Genomic DNA, 17,981 nt, shown 5'->3' with positions numbered 1-17,981 from the left:
GTTCGGCAGATCAGCGCAGCATGATGTGGAAGAAGGCACCCTGGCCATAATCGTCGACTTCGCTGACGTAGCGAAGGCCATTGCCGACCAGGAACTTCGGCTGGTCGTTGAGCAGGTTGGTGATCTCGTACTTGAACGTCACGTGTTTCGTCACGCGGTGCCACAGCCCGAGGTTGACGGTGGTCAGTTCGGCGCGGCCGTTGTCGTCCTGCGCGGTCTCGCCGATGCCCTCCATGTAGCTGCCGCGGTGCGTGACGGTGGCGCGGAACGCCCCGTCGATCGCGGGCAGGCGCAGCGTGGCACCGCCGTTGACGATCCATTTTGGCTGGTAGATCAGCCGGTCCAGCGAGCGCGTCCCGGCATCGCTGGTGATCGACATCCGCCCCTTCAGCCAGGTCGCGTTGAAGAACGGATCGATCCGCTGGCCGAACAGGTTCACGTCGTGATCGGCCGCCTGGAACTCCACGCCGTAGAGCCGCGAGCTGTCGGCATTGAGCGGCTGGCGGACGCGGTAGTTGACGTCGTCGATCAGCTGCGTCGTCGTCAGCGTGAAGATGTCGTCCTTGATCCACTTGGCGAAGGCACCGAGCGAGATGATGCCGTCCTTGTGGAAATACTGCTCGAACTGGACATCGAGATTGTCCGACCGACGCGGGCGCAGATCGGGATTGCCGCGGCTGATCGAACAATCCGCGCCGCCGCTGTCCTCGTCGCCGCAATTGAGCGATTCCGGCTGGGCGATGTTGCCGGGCGTCGGACGCCCGAGCGTGCGGCTGTACGAGAACCGCAGCTTCTTGCCGCCGGCGAAGTCCTGGATGCCGGTGAACGACGGCAGCAGATACTGGTACCCGCCCTTGCTTCGCGTCATCACTGCCGACGCCGTGCCGCCGGTGATCGTCGGCTGGAACGCGGAAAAGCGCGTGTGGTCGTAGCGGACGCCGGCGACCAGCGTGGTGTCGTCGGTGGCGTAATGGAGCGACAGATACGGCGTTACCAGCCGTTCGGTATAGCGATAATCGCCGGTGATGCTGTCATAGGTCGAATTGGGTACGTCCTTGACGAACTTGGGCCACAGCTCGCTCTTCACCCGCGCGTAATCGACCCAGGGGAAGGATTGCGGCGCGCCGACCGGTACATAGCCGGGATCGTAGAGATAATCGTTCATCGCCTGGCCGAGCTTGTATTCGGTCATGTCGACGTTGCGCGACAGTTCCAGGTTGCGGAATTCGATGCCGGTGACGAACCCGAAGCCGCGGTCCTCGGGCTCGGCGTTCCAGCCATAGTCGACGCGCGCATTCGCCAGCCCCTCGTTGGCCATGCGGTAGGTCGTCTGCGCGGTGCTGAGCTTGTACGGCGATCCGAGCACCAGGCCGGGCTTGTTGATCCCGGTGACGTAAGGCAGCCCGCCGGTGCCGTCATTGCCCGCCGCCCAATTGAGCGAAAGCCCAGTCGGATAGGCGCGGACACCGATATAGGGCTGCGTATTGTCGTACCGGGCGCGGGTGTAACCGCCGCGAACGCGCAACGACGAGTGGTCGTTGTGCCATTCGACATTGCCGATCACGCCGACGGTCGCCTTGTTCCAGGTGTCGTAGCGATAGCGCGAATAGAGGCTGTTGATGTCCGACCCGCCGCCCTCCGCCGTCAGGTTACTGACGCTGTTCTTGGTGTAGTAATCGTTCTTGTTCATCGTCGAGGATTCCCACTGACGATAATTGAACCCCAGCAGCGACGCATAGATGTCGGTACCGAGCGGCCGCCATTCGAACTTTGCCGAACTGCCCGCAGTCTGGAGGCGGTTGGTGTAGCTGCCATAGCTATGGTTGTACGGCACGGCGATGCCGTTCCACGCGGGATCGTCGGGGCCGGCCAGCTTCTTGCCGGCGTCGCTGAAGTAATATTTGGTGTCCTGCCACCATTTGCGCGAGTTGCGGATGCGGTTCTCGTAGCGCGCGGACAGGACCACGCCGAACTGGTCGCCCGCACCGAACTTGTCCGCGAACACCATCTTGCCGCCACCGCCGAAATGCGGCGTGCTGCCGTTGCCGGCGTTGCTGCCGCCATCGCCCTTGAACGACGAATAGATGCCGTAGCCGTCGATCATCACGTAGCGCCGCTTCAGCGCGAAGGCGCTGCGCGTGACGATGTCGACGATGCCGCCGATCGCCGCGCCGTCCTGCTCGGCGGTGAAGGTCTTGTAGACGTCGTTGTGGAAGGCGAGTTCGGACGGAATCTGCTGGAGGTTGACCTTGCGCGATCCCTCGCCGTCATTGCCGATCGTCGCGAGCGTGATCCCGTCGATCGTGGTCTGGTTTAGATCTGGCGAGATGCCCCGGATGCTGACGAACCGCGGCGCATCGCCATCCTCGATCGCGCTGATCCCGGGTAGCAGGATCAACTGACCTGCAACGCTGCCGTCGGCGGACAGCGTTTCGAGGTCGTCGAATACGATTGAATCACGTACCGATGTCGACTGCTCCTTGTCCGAGCGGATCGCGCGATCGCCCATGACGATGATGTCGGACTTTGTCTGATCGGGATCACCGGTCGGGTCTTCGGCGTTTGCAGTACTGGCTGCGAACAGCAGTGGAAGTGCACAGGCTGCGGACGCGACCAACCGGACGCGTCTGGCGGGCGAAAGGAACAACATTGGGCCAGCAACTCCGAAAGGGACGAGCAGAGAGGCTTTCTGAGAAACGGAAAGGCTGCTCTACCGATTGCGAGACCCCATCTGCGGTCTCGAGCGCCTCGCCTATGATATCGAAACGACATAACCGTGTCAGTTATGCTGACCTTTTATGACAGTCAGGATTATCCAGGTGTACTGTTCGGCTGCGTACTAAAGCGGTCTTTTACTGAGCAGGCCCGTACCCAAAAAGGGGGCCCCGGCAAGACGGACAATCCCACAACGTTCAGGATAATTCCCCAAATGCCATCCCTCGCGAGTAAGCTGGATCGGCCAAGAGTGCCCACTTGCAGACATTCAAGGCGCATGTGAAAGTAGCGTCCATGGAGGGTGTCTGTGACTGTATCGGCCAGTTCTCGAGGAGCTAATCTTGGACGCTGGCGTCCGGCCCTTTGGGTTATCCTTGGCGTCTTACTCCTGCTTCCCGCCGTGGCGATGTTATTCACCGACGAGGTGCGTTGGACAGGTGCCGATTTCATTGCGGGTGCGGCCGTTTTCGCCCTTTTCGGCTGTGCGATTGAGCTGATTGTTCGGTTCGTTGACCAGTCGGTCTTACGGATGGCTCTCGTTTGCGGAGTAACAATAGCTGCCTTGGCGATCTGGGCCGATGGTGCAGTCGGCATCCTCTAGCTCGTGTATCGGGACGGCGACTTCCCTTCCCAATCGGCCATTCAAAGTCGGGCCGGCGCAATCAGCAGTGAGGTTGGACACCCAACCGCGGCTGAGGCCACACAGCTTCACGCGCGAACAATCGCCCGATTGAGGCCGACAGCGGCAGCACGAAAGGACACTCTTCCCCTTCCCTGCTTCGCACGGCGCAGGTTAGCCTTTTCCGTTGTCCTACCAAGGTAAGACGATAACACCTGTTCAGTCGCGAAACCTACCCTGATGGTACAGTCTGATTCACAACGTCCGGCAGGGTATACACACATCGACAACACGCCGCATGGGAACGGCAAGCCCGCTAAATAGACAATCAGCCGCGGGTAGATTTTGTTGTGTCCGCGCGTCGCGAAGCACGCTGCCCGTGTTCCAACAGAAGGGCAGTCGCAGCATCCCGGTCGACTGCTGGCGAGAAGATATACCCTTGCCCCAACACGCAGCCGATCGCGCGAAGCTGATCAACTTGTTCTTCGGTCTCGATGCCTTCAGCCACTATCCTGATACCCATCTTTTTCGCAGTACGGATAAGGCCCTCGACGATGGTTCCGCTTACGCCATCGAGTTCCAGGTGGTCCACGAACATTTTGTCGATCTTGATGATATCGACGGGAACCGTGAGTAGATGCGTCAGCGACGCAAAACCCGTCCCAAAGTCGTCCAGCGCTACACGTATGCCAATAGCTCGTAGCGCCCTTATTGCTTCTTGAATCACTTGGTCCCCGCGTCCCATGTACACCGTCTCGGTGATCTCAAGAATGACGTGATCTAAAGGGACGCCCTCGCTTTTGAACGCCGCGGTTAAAACCCGTTCGACGGCACCGCCACTAAGATCTGCAGAGGAAACATTGATACCAACGTGCTGAAACGGAATACCCAGATCCAGCCATCTACGCAGATCGGCGGCGACAAGGGCCATCATCCGCGCAGTCAACGAGGTCGCGACTTGTGCGTCAGCAGTGCCTTCGTGAAACGATGCCGCAGAGATTATATCGTCGCCAACGCGCATGCGGCAAAGAGCTTCCAGCCCGACGATCTCACGCGTGTCCAGTCGGAAGATGGGCTGATAATACGCCTCGATCCGGTCTTCTTGTAACGCAGAGCTCAAATCCCTGATTGCATCCATGCGCCGCGTCATGGTCGACCGGAGCCCAGCCCAGTATTGCACGAACCCGCCGCGGACTGTTTCTTTGGCATGGTAAAGAGCAAAGTCGGCATTCTGACGAACACACTCCACAGTGGAGTCTACCTGCGAGTACGGGGCGCCCCCGATAGTAGCGCGTGGGGCGACAATATGCCCCCCGCAGTCGGCAGGAATCGAGAGTGCCTCTAAAATCTTAGCCGTCGTTCTGCCCAGATCATCCAGGGCATCAGTAGATTCGAGAATTACCGCGAACTCGTCGCCACCTACACGGAACGTCTGGCCTTGGCTTACAGTTGCGGAAATCCTGTGGCTGGCAATCTGAAGAAGCCTGTCGCCTGCATGATGGCCAAACGTATCGTTGACGATTTTCAGGTTGTCGAGATCCAAGACAAACAGTGCCCAACTGCCGGCCGGAGCACCTGCAAGCTTGGAAAGGGCGACGTGATAGGCAGCCCGATTGGGGCACCCTGTCAGGGCGTCGGTAAATGCTCGGCGTTCGTGTTCGAGAACACGCTCATGTCGGTCTATCGCTATTTGCGTAAGATAAACGCAGTTCGCCACGACTTCGCGTTCGAACGCGGTCGGCCCCCGGGTGTCGCGGTAGTAAAAAGCGAATGTCGCGATCGCGCGGCCGTCGGTATCGCATATTGGACTGGACCAGCAGGCACGTAGGCCGTGCGGAAGTGCAAGATACTTATGCTCCGCCCAACGGACGTCGGTTTCGATATCGGTGACAGTAACATCTGTTTTCAGGTAAGCCGCAGTGCCACAGGAGCCTGCTAAGGGGCCAATCAAAAGGCCATCGAGCGCTTGGGAATATACCCCTGGGAGGCTGGGACCTGCCAACGGATGAAGCAAACCAGCCGGATCGACGGTTAAAACTGAACATACCACCTCAGGAAGAATCCGCTCCACTTCCCTACATAGCGCGCCACACGTCGGCTCAAGGCTGGTACCCTTGGCAATCATTCGCAAAATAATGTTTTGAAGATGAAGTAGGATACTTATGGTATCACTTCGCGTTTCTTTACAATAAGTTTGAAGCCCGGTCATATTTTGCCATTATAGCGTATTTAGAACCTGAATTCCTTTAAAATTAAATCATCCAGCAAACTGAGTGGTCCTGTTTTGGTAAGAACCTTGTAAGACGCGTGTTACTACGCGTATTCAAATCGTCTTGGATCCCGATGCTTTGGATTGGCTTTTAAGGCTGAGGTCCGGCACGAGTAATTTTGGTAGATAAACGCAGATTTTTAGTCTTTCACGTTGCGACGCGTATCAGTTCCCGTGGTCGCCCAAGCCGAGACGTGAGCCAAACCAAAACCGTACCAGCGCCGAGAAGGCAAACGGGTGTAGCTATCTCAGTTGTCCTCGACCCCGCGTGTAGATCGGGGCTCAAGCAGCACCCTGCTTAAGCTCTATCAGGGCTTCGAAACGGAACCGGAAGCGTTTGGCCGCGGGAGGGCCCCTTCGGCGCTGACCAGGACCCTACCAGTGGAAACCGGCAACGGCAGCTGGCGCTTCAAGCACCGCAGCTAGCCCTCGGGCCAGGGAACGCTTCGCGCTGGTTACGCCTCCGGACGGGCTACGCCCGCCCTACGCCGCAACCAGCGCGAACAGCGGGTCCGTTATTACCGTAGCGCTCCTCTACGAAGGGGGTCTCTTCTGAACGCTGATAGGGGGTCCTTTTTGGACGCCGATTGACCGATCGGCCAATAGCTGACGCCATTACACGGGGTCACTGCGCTGAATGGCGACGGAAGACCGTGATACAAGCCGAACTCCTGGAGCGCTCGGTTGCCTGACGGTGTTTTTTCTGCCGCCGGCATCGCTGTCCAGCCATCTTGGTGGAACGCCTACGTGTTGAGGACGGCAGTCTGCGTTGAACACCAGCTTGCCAGCCGTTCCCGAAGCCCGATCCCTCGCGGGGCGCCGGGAATCGGATCGACAGGTCGCGCGTTCGTTAGCGTGGTGTTTGGGCCTTTCTTCGTATCGCCCCTAGAACGTGTATCTGACCGAAAGCTCGCTTCGATCCAGGTTGCCGCTTGATCCGTTGTTGATCGCCCGGTTGCCGTGGCGATATTCCACGCCGACGTCGAAGTCCTCGAACGGGGTGACGAAGACGTTGAATGCTCCGCTCCAAGCGGATTTCGTATCGAGGAGCGGACGATAGCCTTCGACATAGCGACCGTTCTGGAAGCTGTAGGCCAGACTGGAGCGTACCGTTCCGAACAGCCCGATCCGCACTGCAGCGAACCCCGCAGTCAGTTCGACGGGCTTCAACACCCCTGCCGTCGGCGCGAGGATTGCGTCGGGAACGAGCGCAAACCCCACATACCGTCCGACTCCGTCACCCGCCGTCATCATGAAGCGGGCGTCATTGTAGCGACCGCCGCCGAATGGCACCTTTCCTGCCAAGGACACGCCCCACCCGAAAGCATGGGCATCTCCGGTCGCCGTTCCGACGGTGAGCCTGCGCACGACGCCGCCCAATGAGAATTCGCCGAACCCGGGTTTCCAGTTCAGCCGGGTTGCGAAGTCTGGAACAGGGTCGCTGCCCGAGGAGATGGTGACGGGCGCGGCGACGGTTGCGTACACGGTCTCCGGGTTTTCGACGGCCGCCGCCAACGACAAGGTCGATGAAAGAGGCTGCGTATAACGGAACTGGGCTTGACGTGCGAAGACGGTACCTTCCGCAGGTCCCACGAAGTCGGTGGTTTCCGGCAGCGCCGGAAGGTACTGCCACGTAGTGAACTCCTGCCCCGCCAGGAAGCGTCCGTAGGTCAGGAACGCGCGTCGCAGCCCCGGGTTGTAACCGTTCACGACGCGCTGGTTCGCCTGAGTCCCAGGCGTCACCTGGAAGTCCATCTCCAGAAGACCCTTGAGTTCGTGGTTGCCGATGGGCGTGGCAGTGCTGATCGTCAGCCGGGTCTGCTTCGCGCCCAATTCGGTATCGTGACTGCCGACGGGGTCGCCGACAGGGATGAATGCCGGCGAGTAGAAGTCTCGACCGATGGATTCGGTCGGCATCGCTCCCCCGCTGTACCGCGAGGAAGCAGCCACGGTCTTGAACTGTCCGGTAAGCCGGACCGTCGTCCCGTCCACCGTGAAGCCGTCGCGTCCCGGCGTGGCGGTTACATCGCGAGGGCGCTCCGCGACGAACCCGTCGGGCGTGGGCGGCACTGTCTGCCGGCTTGTCGAGAACGCTTTGGCAGTACCGCTCGGCACGTTTGCAACCTGCACGACCGACGCGTCCGACGTCGGTACCGGCGAAGCGATGGGGCTAACGTCGCTTCGGGCAAGTCTGGCCTCCAGCCGAGCGACTGCGTCCTCGAGCTGATGCACGCGAGCTTCCAACTCCGTCCTGCTGGGGGACTGCGCGGTGGCCGGGACGCTACACAATGCGCTCGCTGCCACGGAGACGCGTAGCAGCGAACGATTCCGGATGAACGAAATCATGGCGTTTCCTTCGCTTCGTCGCCGCGACCTTCAGCCTCGACGCGTTGATGATGAAGTATTGAGCGGAGGCGCTAGAGGCGCAGCAACTTGGCAGCGTTGGCCCCGACGATCTGATCGCGCTGAGCCGGCGGGAGCGAAAGCCGGTCGATGAAGCGGACCGGTTGCTCGTATCCCATGTCGAAGCAGTAGTCGCTGCCGAGCACGAGGCTGTCGGCTCCCACCGTCCGGATGAGATAGTCCAGCACCGGGCCGGAGTGGGATACGCTGTCGTAGCTGAACCGCCGAAGGTACCGGCTGGGTGCCTGCGAAATCTTATGGGACTCGGGCCGTTGCTTCCACCCCGCATCGATCCGACCGATCAGTATCGGTAGCGCGCCGCCGGCATGAGGCAGTGAGAAGTGCAACCTCGGGTGGCGGTCCAGTACCCCGCCAAGGATCAGTCTGGATGCCGCTATGGCGGTATCGAACGGATTACCGAGCAGGTTGCTGAGATAGAAGTCGCCGAGGCGCCCACCCCCGATCGTCTGCTGGGGGTGGAGGAAGATCGGAAGCCCGGTCCGTTCGATGGCAGCGAGCACAGGCGCGAAACGTGGATTGTCCAGGTCCAGCGTGTTGATGTTGGTACCCATGTAGATCCCGCGTACGCCCGGAAGTGCCGCAGCCCGTTCCAGTTCGCCGATTGCATCCCTTGCATCGAGCATCGGGAGAGTGGCCAGTACGACGAACCTGTCCGGGTGATGCCTATGGACCTCGGACGCGGCATCGTTCCATGCACGTGCCATCTCGGCATTGAAGTCCCGGTCGGCCCAGTAGACCATCGGAACGCTCAATGAGAGCGCCTGCACGTCCACGCCCGAGGCATCCATGTCGCGGAGTCGGTCCTCGATGCGTACGAACTTCATCGGCAGCGGTCCCAGCGTGCCGGCGGGTGTCTTGAACCCGAACCGGTCGCCGTCGCGCGTAACTGACCCACCGAAGCGCTGCCCCGGACCGCCGATCAGCGCCAGCAGGGTTTCGGGATAGTAGTGCGCGTGGACGTCTATCGTCTTGACGCGGCCGGTGGCCTTCGCGGCTGGTGACCGAGATGTCTCCGCCGACACCGCGCTCGGCAGCATCGCACCTGCCGGCAACATGGCGAGCGCTCCTAGGAAGTTCCGGCGTGAACGCGGGCTGCAACATGGGCAATCCATGGTCTCTCTCCTAATCGTTCTTATGTTCTGGCTCAGGTCACGCTTATGTTCCGGCTCGGGTCACGGTTGTTCGATCGGCCCCAGTTCGCTTGCGACGAGCTGGCGCGGATAGTCCGCCCTTTCCCGCCGTGCGGTCTCCGACCGGTCCAGCAACGACACGATCACGATCCCTGAGAACGCGACGATCATCGAGAACAGCGCCGGGTACTCGTAGGGATAGACCGCTTGCGCATGGCCGAGCACCTTCACCCATACCGTCGGGCTTAGAGTGGTCAGTGTGACTGCGGTAAGGAGCCCCATCGTTCCACCGATCACCGCCCCCTTCGTCGTGAGGCCGGACCAGTAGATCGAGAGCAGAAGTACGGGAAAGTTCGAGCTCGCCGCGATCGAGAAGGTCAGGCTCACGATGAAAGCGACGTTCTGCTTTTCGAAGGCGATGCCCAGGAGGATGGCGGCGATGCCCAGGCCAAGGGTGGTGATCCGCGAGACGAGCATCTCCTGGCGGTCGGTCGCAGTGCCGCGGCGGAACACGTTCGCGTACAGATCGTGGGACACCGCCGACGACCCGGCGAGCGTCAGCCCCGCGACGACGGCGAGAATGGTCGAGAACGAAACCGCGCAGATGAAGCCGAGAAACACGTTACCGCCGACAGCTTGCGCAAGATGGATCGCGACCATGTTGGCGCCCCCCACGATTCCATCGCCCGTGCGGTACAGCGGGTTGGTCCCCACCAGCGCGATCGTCCCGAAGCCGATGACGATGATCAGCGCGTATCCGACGCCCACGATGCCGGTGGCATGCAGGATGCTCCTGCGGGCCGCCTGTGCATTCCCGACCGTGAAGAAGCGCATCAGGATGTGGGGCAGTCCGGCGGTTCCGAAGATCAACGCCAATCCTAGGGAGACGGCGGACACCGGATCGGAGACGAGCCCGCCCGGGCTCATGATCGCGAGGTGCTTCGGGTGTGCGACGATCGCCGCGGACAGCAGAGCGTTCAGACTGAAGCCGAATTGGGCGAGAACCATGAACGCCATGAAGGCGGCGCCGGCCAGCAGGAGGACTGCCTTGATGATCTGGATCCACGTCGTCGCCAGCATGCCGCCGAAGAAGACGTAGATGACCATCAGCACGCCGACCAGGACGACTGCCAACCGATAGTCGAAGCCGAACAGCAGCTCGACCAGGTTGCCCGCCGCCACCATCTGCGAAACGAGGTAGAGCAGGACGATCACGATCGAACTCGAAGCAGCGAAGGCGCGGATCGGCCGTTGCTGGAGGCGGTAGGAGACCACATCCGCCAGAGTGTACTTGCCGAGGTTGCGCAGAGGCTCCGCGATCAGGAAGAGTATCACCGGCCAGCTGGCGAGAAACCCTATCGAATAGATCAGTCCGTCGTATCCACTCGTGAAGACGAGCGCCGAGATACCCAGGAGCGACGCCGCCGACATGTAGTCGCCGGCGATCGCCCAGCCGTTCTGCATGGCGGTGATCTTTCCGCCGGCGGCGTAATGATCCGCGACGCCGGAGTTCTTCCGGGAAGCCCAGCGCGTGATGAGCAGCGTGGACGCCACGAACACGAGGAACATGCCGATCGCGATCGGATTATGGCTTTCCGCCATTCCGCCCGGCGCCTGCGCGAGGACCGGTGCCGGGGCCATGGCCAGTGCCAGGGCTCCGAATGCTAGCCGCTTCATGACCGGTCGCTCACGATCGCCGCGATCGCATGATCGTGGACGCCGTTCGCGCGCGCGACGTAGATCGCCACGAGCAGGAACGTGTAGGCGAACATGCCGAAGCCGATGACTATCCCCCACGTCGTGGGTTCCCCCGCGACGACGGGCGTCGCAAGCAGGTGCGGACGGAACGCTATGGTGAGGATGAATGCGAAATAGGCCGACAGCATGCATGCGGTCAGGAACCACGAGAACCTGCGCCGTTCTCGGACGAGCGATACGAAACGCGCGTCGGCGAGGATGGCTTCGGGGGTAGCGAGTCGGGCACGAGCAGGCGCGGTGTGGCCTGCCTCTCGCACCGGAACGGACTGGATGATATGGTCCATAACGTCTCCACGATGGGGCGAATGCGACGCCCGATGTTGCTCCGGTGCTTCCGGGACCGAACGGTAGGGCTAGGTTCGGGGCGGAACCGCCGTTTCACGCATGACGGCCTCCGGCGTCCGGTACCGCTCCGCCATTTCACGATCCGACTCGCTTTTGAGCTGAGCCTGCATGTAGGCGCCGAGATGGCGCGCATGTTCGATTATGGCGTCGCCGACCGGCTTGCGCGCGGCGCCGTACGCCCTCACCGCCGCAGGCACGTCCGGGTTCGCCAGAAGAGCGTCGACCAGGGCGATGCCGTCTCCGGCAGCCTTGGCCACCCCCATCCCGCAATGGGGCCGCGCGACGAATGCGGCATCGCCCATGAGCGCGATCCGACCGAAATCCATCCGGGGGACGTGGAGATCGTAGATGGGCTGGAACAACGGCTGGGCGGTCTTGGCCACTACTTCCGCGAACGCCGGCGAAAGGAGTGTTCGCGCAGCCTCCTCCATTTCCTTGAGCACGTCCGGACGGATCAGTGCCGGCGCGATGCCGCCCTCCCACCGCTTGCCGGTCGAGTCGGTCAGCATGTCCGGAAGTTCGACCTGTTCGCTGGTCGCCCGATACCAGACGAAATTGTAGCGTCGCTCCCCGGGCAGGGTACTGTTGTCCTTGCCCGCCACGGGGTAGCCGAGCATCTGCTCGTGCGGGGGCAGGCAGAAGGCGAAATGGCCGAACAGGGCGTCGCGCGTTTCGGATGAAAGGGCTGCTTCGTCGACCAGCCCGCGCCAAGCCACGTAACCGGCGTATTCCAACTGCGTCTCGGGCGTCAGCTGTTCCCGTATCGCCGAGCGGAGGCCATCGGTCGCCAATACCAGGTCCGCCTGCCGCTCACTCCCGTCCGAGAAGGTAACGACCGCATGGTCCCCGCGGTTCTCGGCGGAGACGGCGACCGCACCCGAATGGTAGTGGGCGTCGGGAAAGGCATCCCGGAGAAGCTGGAAGATCTTGCCCCAGGCCGTGAGTATCTGTGGAAGGCGGCGCTCGCCTATTACGGCACCGTCACGATCGTAGGTCACACGGGTCTCGACTTTAACCCCTATCGAGTCGTCGATCACCACCCCAGCGCGGGCCAAGGCGTCGAGCAGTTCGGGATGCGTCACGATCCCCGCGCCACGGCCGGCCAACTCCTGTGGAACCCGTTCGTAGATGTCGACGTCCCAACCGTTCCGCAGCAGGAGGTTGCCGGCGAACAGTCCGGCCAGGGATCCGCCGATGACTATGGCGCGGGGCTTCTGGATCTGCGTCATGATCACCAGCTCACGATTCGATCGAGGCGGACTGCGAAGCGTCCTCCTCGCCTGCGACCTCGGCCGCCGGAAAGTTGAGCTCGATCGTCATGCCCGAGGGATCTTCGAAGAAGATCTGATGCAGGCCGACGCTCGGAACCGTACGTGCGCGCGACTCGACGCCTTCCTCGCGCAAACGGTTGCGCATCTCCTGGACGCCGGTCGCCAGGAAGGCGATGTGGTCTATCGCCCCGGTACCGTCCACGGACCCCTTGTCCCCAAGGTAGCCGGCAAGCCCGTCCGGATTGCTTGGATCGGTTCCGATGAGGTGAACGACGCCGAAGTCCGCTTCATCGCCGCCGCGGTAAAGCCAGGCGCCGGGAAAGGGAAAGTCGGGGCGGTAACCGCGCTTGAACCCTAAAATCCGCTCGTAGAACCGGCACGACCCTTCGAGGTCGGAGGTGCGCAGGGAATAGTGGGCCAGTTTCGTGATCGGCATGATCGTCTCCTACTGTCGTCTTTTTCGTTTCTCCCGTTATTTATCACTTGATCAACTATCGGTGTCAATGGGCGTTTTTTCCGTTCGGGGTGCTATAGCGCCCGAATCGATGCGGGCGCCTGGTGGAGTGACGGAATGGTAGCTGACGTTGAGGACGAGACTGGCAGCCCGGCGATCAACCGCCGTCTGGCCCCGGCTGCACGTGAGCAGCAGATCGTAGAACGTGCGATCGACCACTTTGCGACATACGGATTCGCAGGCAGCACACGTGAACTCGCAAAGCAGATCGGGGTCACCCAACCGCTTCTGTACCGCTACTTTCCGAGCAAGGAGGCCCTGGTCGATCGGGTGTACAGTGAGATCTACCAGTGGAACCCCGAATGGGAACGACTCATCGCCGACCGCAGCATCCCGCTGCGCGAACGCCTTCACAGCCTCTACCATGACTACGCTCAGGTCATACTTCGGCGTGAGTGGATCCGTACGTTCATCTTCGCCGGCCTCACCCGCGAAGGCATCAACACCCGTTACCTCGATCGCCTCCGCGAACGCGTCTTCCGCCCGGTCATGGCAGAACTCCGATTGAGCAACGGCTTTGCCGAACCCGCTACGCCGGAAGAGCGGGAATCGGATATGGAACTCATCTGGAGCCTTCATGCAGGAATCTTCTACATCGGCATGCGGCAGTGGGTTTACGGACTTCCTGTCCCGGACGACATCGACGCCCATGTCGGTCGTCTGGTCGACATGTTCATAGCCGGCGCGCCGACGGTCCTCCTGCGATCGTCCGACTAGGCGTCCAGGCGCAGTCCTGCGGCGAGATAGTCGACAAAGCTCCGGACGGGACGGGATGCCCGCCGGCTTGGAAGGTATACGGCGTGGATTGCGCCGCTCGTCCGCCGCGGCGCCACGTCCCAGCCGGGAAGTAGCCTGGTGAGGGCGCCGGACGCCAAGTCGCGGTCGATCAGCCAGTCCGGCAACAACGCGATCCCGGTGCCTGCGATCGCCGCCTCTCGGAGAAGCAGCGAACTGTTAGCCCGCAAGGGGCCCGTAACCGGCACGGCCTTGCGCGTCCCTCCCTGCGCGAAATGCCAGGCCCTGTCCTTGGTGCCATGCAGAAAACCAAGGCAGGCGTGTCCGGCCAGTTCCTCGGGCGACGCAGGGGCACCCGCTGAAGCGATGTAGTCGGGGCTTGCGCACAACCGCCGGACGTTCTCGGCGATCTTCCGGACGATCACGCTCGGCGCGGCGACCGGGCCGATCCGGATGGCCAGGTCCATGCGGTCCTCCACCAGGTCGACGGGTGCGTCCGAAAGGCTTATCTCCAGTTCGACGGCTGGATGGCACTTGAGGAACCCGGGGATAAGCGGCGCGATGTGGAGTTGCGCGAATGCCACCGGCAGGCTCGCTCTGAGCACGCCGCGTAGGGGACCCGCACGATCTCCGACGCTTCTATCCGCCTCCGCCAGTTCTTCCAATATTCTCAGCGCCTGTTCGTAGTAGATTTCGCCGGCATCCGTCAGGCTCAGCCTGCGGGTCGACCGGTTCAGCAAGGGAGCCCCGAGCTGGTCCTCCAGCGCGTCGACTTGCCTGGTGAGTGACGAGGGGGCTTGTCCCACGTCCCTGGCAGCGCGGGCGAACGCGCCGCGTTCGACCACGGCTACGAAGGCGCGCAACGCTGCAAACTTGTCCATCGCGAACGATGGTATCCGGGGTGGCCGTAAATAGCGAGCCGGTCCTATCGCGGGCCTTTGTCGATCATCGCCGATTGGATCACGCCGTAGGCGGTAGCTACCTCGATATGGGAAGCACCGCGCTGGCTCACGACTGAGGACGTCCGCAAGTGCCTGACACAGTCGTGGGCAGCTATGCATCCTCTCATCGAAACCGCGCATCCGGGTAAGCGGAAAGGATCATCTCGCAGCCGGGTTAATACCAAAAGATGGGTGCGGCACGCGTCGCCTTCCGGCATTCCGTCGATCGGACCGGCTGATTGGAGATCGCATGACGTATCTGATTGTCTTCTTCGGGGCCGGAATAGGCGGAGCGTTAAGGCAGTTCATAGGTCTGGCCGCGACTCGGGAACTCGGCGGCGGCTTCCCCTTTGGAACCTTGCTCATCAACATCAGCGGATCGGCCGTGATGGGGTTGGTGGTAGGGGTATTCGAGGCACGCAACATGCAAAGCGAGGCTCTTCGAACATTCCTGACGACCGGCGTTCTAGGCGGTTATACGACCTTCTCCACCTTCTCCCTGGACTCCGTGACTCTTTGGGAACGAGGACAGCACGTCGCATCCTTCGTCTATGTCAGCGTCACTCTGGTCGCTTCATTCGCAAGCGTAGCAACCGTGATGATGCTTGCCCGGAAATGGACCTAGGTCGACCGCCTTTTTCGAACGATCGCCACGTTCTGTCGCCAGCCCCGCGCTTATCATCCGAGCGCAAGAGCCGTTCTGCGGCACCAGTCGAAAGTCACACCGCGGACGCGCTCCCGACCTCGCCCATGGGTCCGAAGCATGCCTTTTCTACTGCCCTGCGATGGGTTCGGCCGCTCCCAAAGAACCGACTGCTGCACTCCCCCCGCGTAGCCCCCCGGTTCCCGCCGTTGCGTCTGGCGCAAAGCACAAGACCGCGATCATCCGCTTATCCGAAGCCGCGTCGGCTGCCAGGTTTCAGAAGACAAAGGAGTTACCCACATGACGAGCGCCCTCTTCACCCCGGTCGATCTACCCGACCTCACTCTGCCGCACCGCATCGCGATGGCGCCGCTGACACGATCGCGCGCCGGAGCCGGCAACGTACCGACGGAAATGAACGTCGAATACTATCGTCAGCGCGCTGGCGCCGCCTTGATCATCACCGAGGCTACGCAGATCTCGCAGCAGGGTCAGGGGTATGCGTGGACACCGGGCATTCACAGCGACGAACAGATCCAAGGCTGGCGCGCGGTCAGCGAGGCCGTTCACGCCGAAGGCGGTCGGATCTTCCTTCAGCTCTGGCACGTCGGCCGCGTTTCCCACCCGGTCTTCCAGCCTGGCGGAGCCGCACCCGTGGCCCCTACGTCGATGCCGGTGCCCGGTAAGACCTTCATCATCGACGATGACGGGAATGGCGCCTGGGCCGACGTGCCGACGCCGCAGGAGCTGACCGTGGAAGGGATTGCGGAGATCGTCGCCGACTATGCCAAGGCCGCGCGCAACGCGATTGCCGCCGGGATGGACGGCGTGGAGATCCACGCCGGGAACGGCTATCTTCTGGATCAGTTTCTCAACAGCGCCAGCAATCATCGTACGGATGCCTACGGCGGGTCCCCGCAGAAGCGCGCGCGCCTCCTGCTGGAGGTCGTCGACGCGGTGACCACCGCCGTCGGTGCACGACGGGTCGGTGTGCGGCTCACGCCGATGGGACGTTTCATGGGAATGGGCGACGATACTCCCGAGGAGACGTTCGGGCTCGTCGTCGACGAACTCGACAAGTACGGGCTCGCCTTTCTGCACCTCGTGGAGCCCGCGATCGTCGGCACTGACCGGGATCCGATCTACGATCCGCGGTGGGACCGCATCATCCTCGATCTGCGGGCTCGGTTCCACGGCGTGCTCATTCTCGCTGGCGGCTACGACCAGGCCACTGCCGAACGCGCCCTCTCCGAAAATCGCGCCGATGTGATAGCGTTCGGTCGCCCCTTTATCGCCAATCCGGATCTGCCCGAGCGGTTCAGGACCGGAGCGACGTTGAACGTCCCTGACGCCTCCTCGTTCTTCGGCGGCACTGCGGCGGGTTACACCGACTATCCAAGGCTGCTTCCGCCCGTCTCGGGAGGCGAAGTCTCGTAAGGACGTAGGATCGGCAGTGTCGGCGCAGTCCAGCCTGGACGGTGCCGGCTACGTATCGAACGGGGCCGGAATACGGAGCGGTGTACGCCGATGTACCGTCCTCCGCATTCCGGCGGTTTGAAACGCGGCGGAGGGGATCGACGGCTCGAAAGAAGCCTCGATCGACGGGCTGAGACCGCCCGAGCAGCACGCCGAGCCCCCTCCCTAGGGCTAGGCGGCTGCGTCTTTCGGGACAAGATGAGTGCGAAGGGCGTCTGTGAAGAGACGCACCTTCTGAGGGACGAGCCGTGCTGACGGGTAGACCGCCCAGATACCTCGATCCGGCAGTACCGCATCCCGCAGCTCGACCTCTACCAATCGTCCCGAAGCAACGTCTTCGTCCGTGTTCCATGTGGAGAGCGGCGCGATGCCCAATCCGTCCAGACAGGCTTGGTGAAGAGCCTCGACGCTGTTGGCGGTGAAGCGGCCGGAGATGCGCTGCTGGAACGATCGCCCTTCCCGTTCGAATGTCCAGTGTGTCACGCCGGACATGGTCAGACACTCGTGTCCGCCCAGTTCGACGACGGATGCGGGCAAGCCGGCCACGCCGAGGTACTGGGGCGACATGTAGAGACGCCGGGGATTGCTGGCCATACGCCGTGCCACCAGCAGGTTGTCCCGCAGTTCGCCGATGCGGATGGCGAGATCGACGCCCTGCTCCACGATGTCGACGACGCCGTCGATCAGTTGCAGATCGAGGCGCAGTTCCGGATGGCGTCGCATGAATTGGGCGGCCATCGGGACCAGCACCTTGCGACCGAAGGGAACGGACGCCGTCACGCGCAGAAGGCCGGTCGCGCCCGCGTCAGCGGGCCGTATTGCAGCCCTCGCGTCAGCTTCCTCTTTGAGCATCGTCTCCGCGTGCGGAAGAAACGCCTCGCCTTCGGTCGTGGGCGAAAGCGATCTGGTGGTTCGATGGACCAGTCGCGTGCCCAGTTCCGCTTCAAGTGCAGAGAGCCTTCGCGAAGCGGCCATCGGCGTGATGCCGATGCGGCGGCCGGCGGCGGCGAGGCTACCTTCCTTTATCGCTTCGACGAAGATTGCGAGGTCGGCGAGGTTCATTGCATCGTTTTTCGGTAAGGCGGCTTCTTGAACCGTGACGCTACCGGCGACGGTCGGCACAATCTACATCCGATTGATC

General features: G+C 62.1%; 13 protein-coding genes. 3 read left to right on the top strand and 10 right to left on the bottom strand.

What is annotated here, in order from left to right; all coding sequences use genetic code 11:
* Positions 1-10: 10 nt before the first annotated feature.
* The 8 genes from QFZ54_RS15735 to QFZ54_RS15700 form a co-directional block, all read right to left on the bottom strand.
* A complete protein-coding gene (locus QFZ54_RS15735) occupies positions 11-2,650 on the bottom strand; it encodes a TonB-dependent receptor (protein ID WP_307088637.1) in 2,640 nt (879 codons plus the stop codon).
* A 1,012-nt stretch (positions 2,651-3,662) separates the two neighbouring features.
* A complete protein-coding gene (locus QFZ54_RS15730) occupies positions 3,663-5,543 on the bottom strand; it encodes a sensor domain-containing phosphodiesterase (RefSeq protein ID WP_307088635.1) in 1,881 nt (626 codons plus the stop codon).
* A gap of 945 nt (positions 5,544-6,488) precedes the next feature.
* Entirely contained in the window at positions 6,489-7,733 is a 1,245-nt protein-coding gene (locus QFZ54_RS15725; protein ID WP_307088634.1) for a DcaP family trimeric outer membrane transporter, read from the bottom strand.
* Positions 7,734-8,020: 287 nt separating this feature from the next.
* A complete protein-coding gene (locus tag QFZ54_RS15720) occupies positions 8,021-9,082 on the bottom strand; it encodes an amidohydrolase family protein (protein WP_307088632.1) in 1,062 nt (353 codons plus the stop codon).
* A 117-nt stretch (positions 9,083-9,199) separates the two neighbouring features.
* Positions 9,200-10,834: a cation/acetate symporter ActP gene (gene actP / locus QFZ54_RS15715; protein ID WP_307088631.1), complete on the bottom strand. Its 1,635-nt coding sequence runs from the start codon at positions 10,832-10,834 to the stop codon at positions 9,200-9,202.
* Complete coding sequence (locus QFZ54_RS15710; protein ID WP_307088629.1) at positions 10,831-11,199, bottom strand: DUF485 domain-containing protein; 369 nt, start codon at positions 11,197-11,199, stop codon at positions 10,831-10,833. Before QFZ54_RS15710 ends, actP begins: the two co-directional genes overlap by 4 nt.
* Positions 11,200-11,268: 69 nt before the next feature.
* Entirely contained in the window at positions 11,269-12,489 is a 1,221-nt protein-coding gene (locus tag QFZ54_RS15705) for an FAD binding domain-containing protein (RefSeq protein ID WP_307088627.1), read from the bottom strand.
* A 10-nt stretch (positions 12,490-12,499) separates the two neighbouring features.
* Positions 12,500-12,967: a VOC family protein gene (locus QFZ54_RS15700; RefSeq protein WP_307088625.1), complete on the bottom strand. Its 468-nt coding sequence runs from the start codon at positions 12,965-12,967 to the stop codon at positions 12,500-12,502.
* Positions 12,968-13,102: 135 nt separating this feature from the next.
* Here QFZ54_RS15700 and QFZ54_RS15695 point away from each other — a divergent pair, with 135 nt between their 5' ends.
* The gene (locus tag QFZ54_RS15695; protein WP_307088623.1) at positions 13,103-13,762 is read left to right on the top strand and encodes a TetR/AcrR family transcriptional regulator; all 660 of its coding nucleotides are present in this window, start codon (positions 13,103-13,105) and stop codon (positions 13,760-13,762) included.
* Here the strand turns inward: QFZ54_RS15695 and QFZ54_RS15690 are convergent.
* Positions 13,759-14,661 (bottom strand): LysR family transcriptional regulator, encoded by a 903-nt coding sequence (locus QFZ54_RS15690; protein WP_307088622.1) that lies wholly within the window; start codon positions 14,659-14,661, stop codon positions 13,759-13,761. The two genes, QFZ54_RS15695 and QFZ54_RS15690, sit on opposite strands and share 4 nt — an antisense overlap.
* Before the next feature lie 310 nt (positions 14,662-14,971).
* Between QFZ54_RS15690 and crcB the strand changes: the two genes are divergently transcribed.
* Together crcB and QFZ54_RS15680 are read left to right on the top strand one after the other, a co-directional pair.
* On the top strand, positions 14,972-15,346 hold the full coding sequence (crcB, locus tag QFZ54_RS15685) for a fluoride efflux transporter CrcB (protein WP_307088620.1): 375 nt from the start codon (positions 14,972-14,974) through the stop codon (positions 15,344-15,346).
* Between the two features lie 318 nt (positions 15,347-15,664).
* Complete coding sequence (locus QFZ54_RS15680) at positions 15,665-16,801, top strand: alkene reductase (protein ID WP_307088618.1); 1,137 nt, start codon at positions 15,665-15,667, stop codon at positions 16,799-16,801.
* Between the two features lie 210 nt (positions 16,802-17,011).
* On the opposite strand, the gene QFZ54_RS15675 is transcribed toward QFZ54_RS15680, so the two are convergent.
* Positions 17,012-17,962, bottom strand: a complete 951-nt coding sequence (locus QFZ54_RS15675; RefSeq protein WP_307088616.1) for a LysR family transcriptional regulator — start codon at positions 17,960-17,962, stop codon at positions 17,012-17,014.
* Between the last annotated feature and the right edge of the window lie 19 nt (positions 17,963-17,981).

The sequence above is a fragment of the Sphingomonas faeni genome (genome assembly GCF_030817315.1).
Taxonomy (GTDB): domain Bacteria; phylum Pseudomonadota; class Alphaproteobacteria; order Sphingomonadales; family Sphingomonadaceae; genus Sphingomonas; species Sphingomonas faeni_C.
Note: the sequence above shows the minus strand (reverse complement) of the source record. Positions and strands in the feature narration are given on the sequence as shown.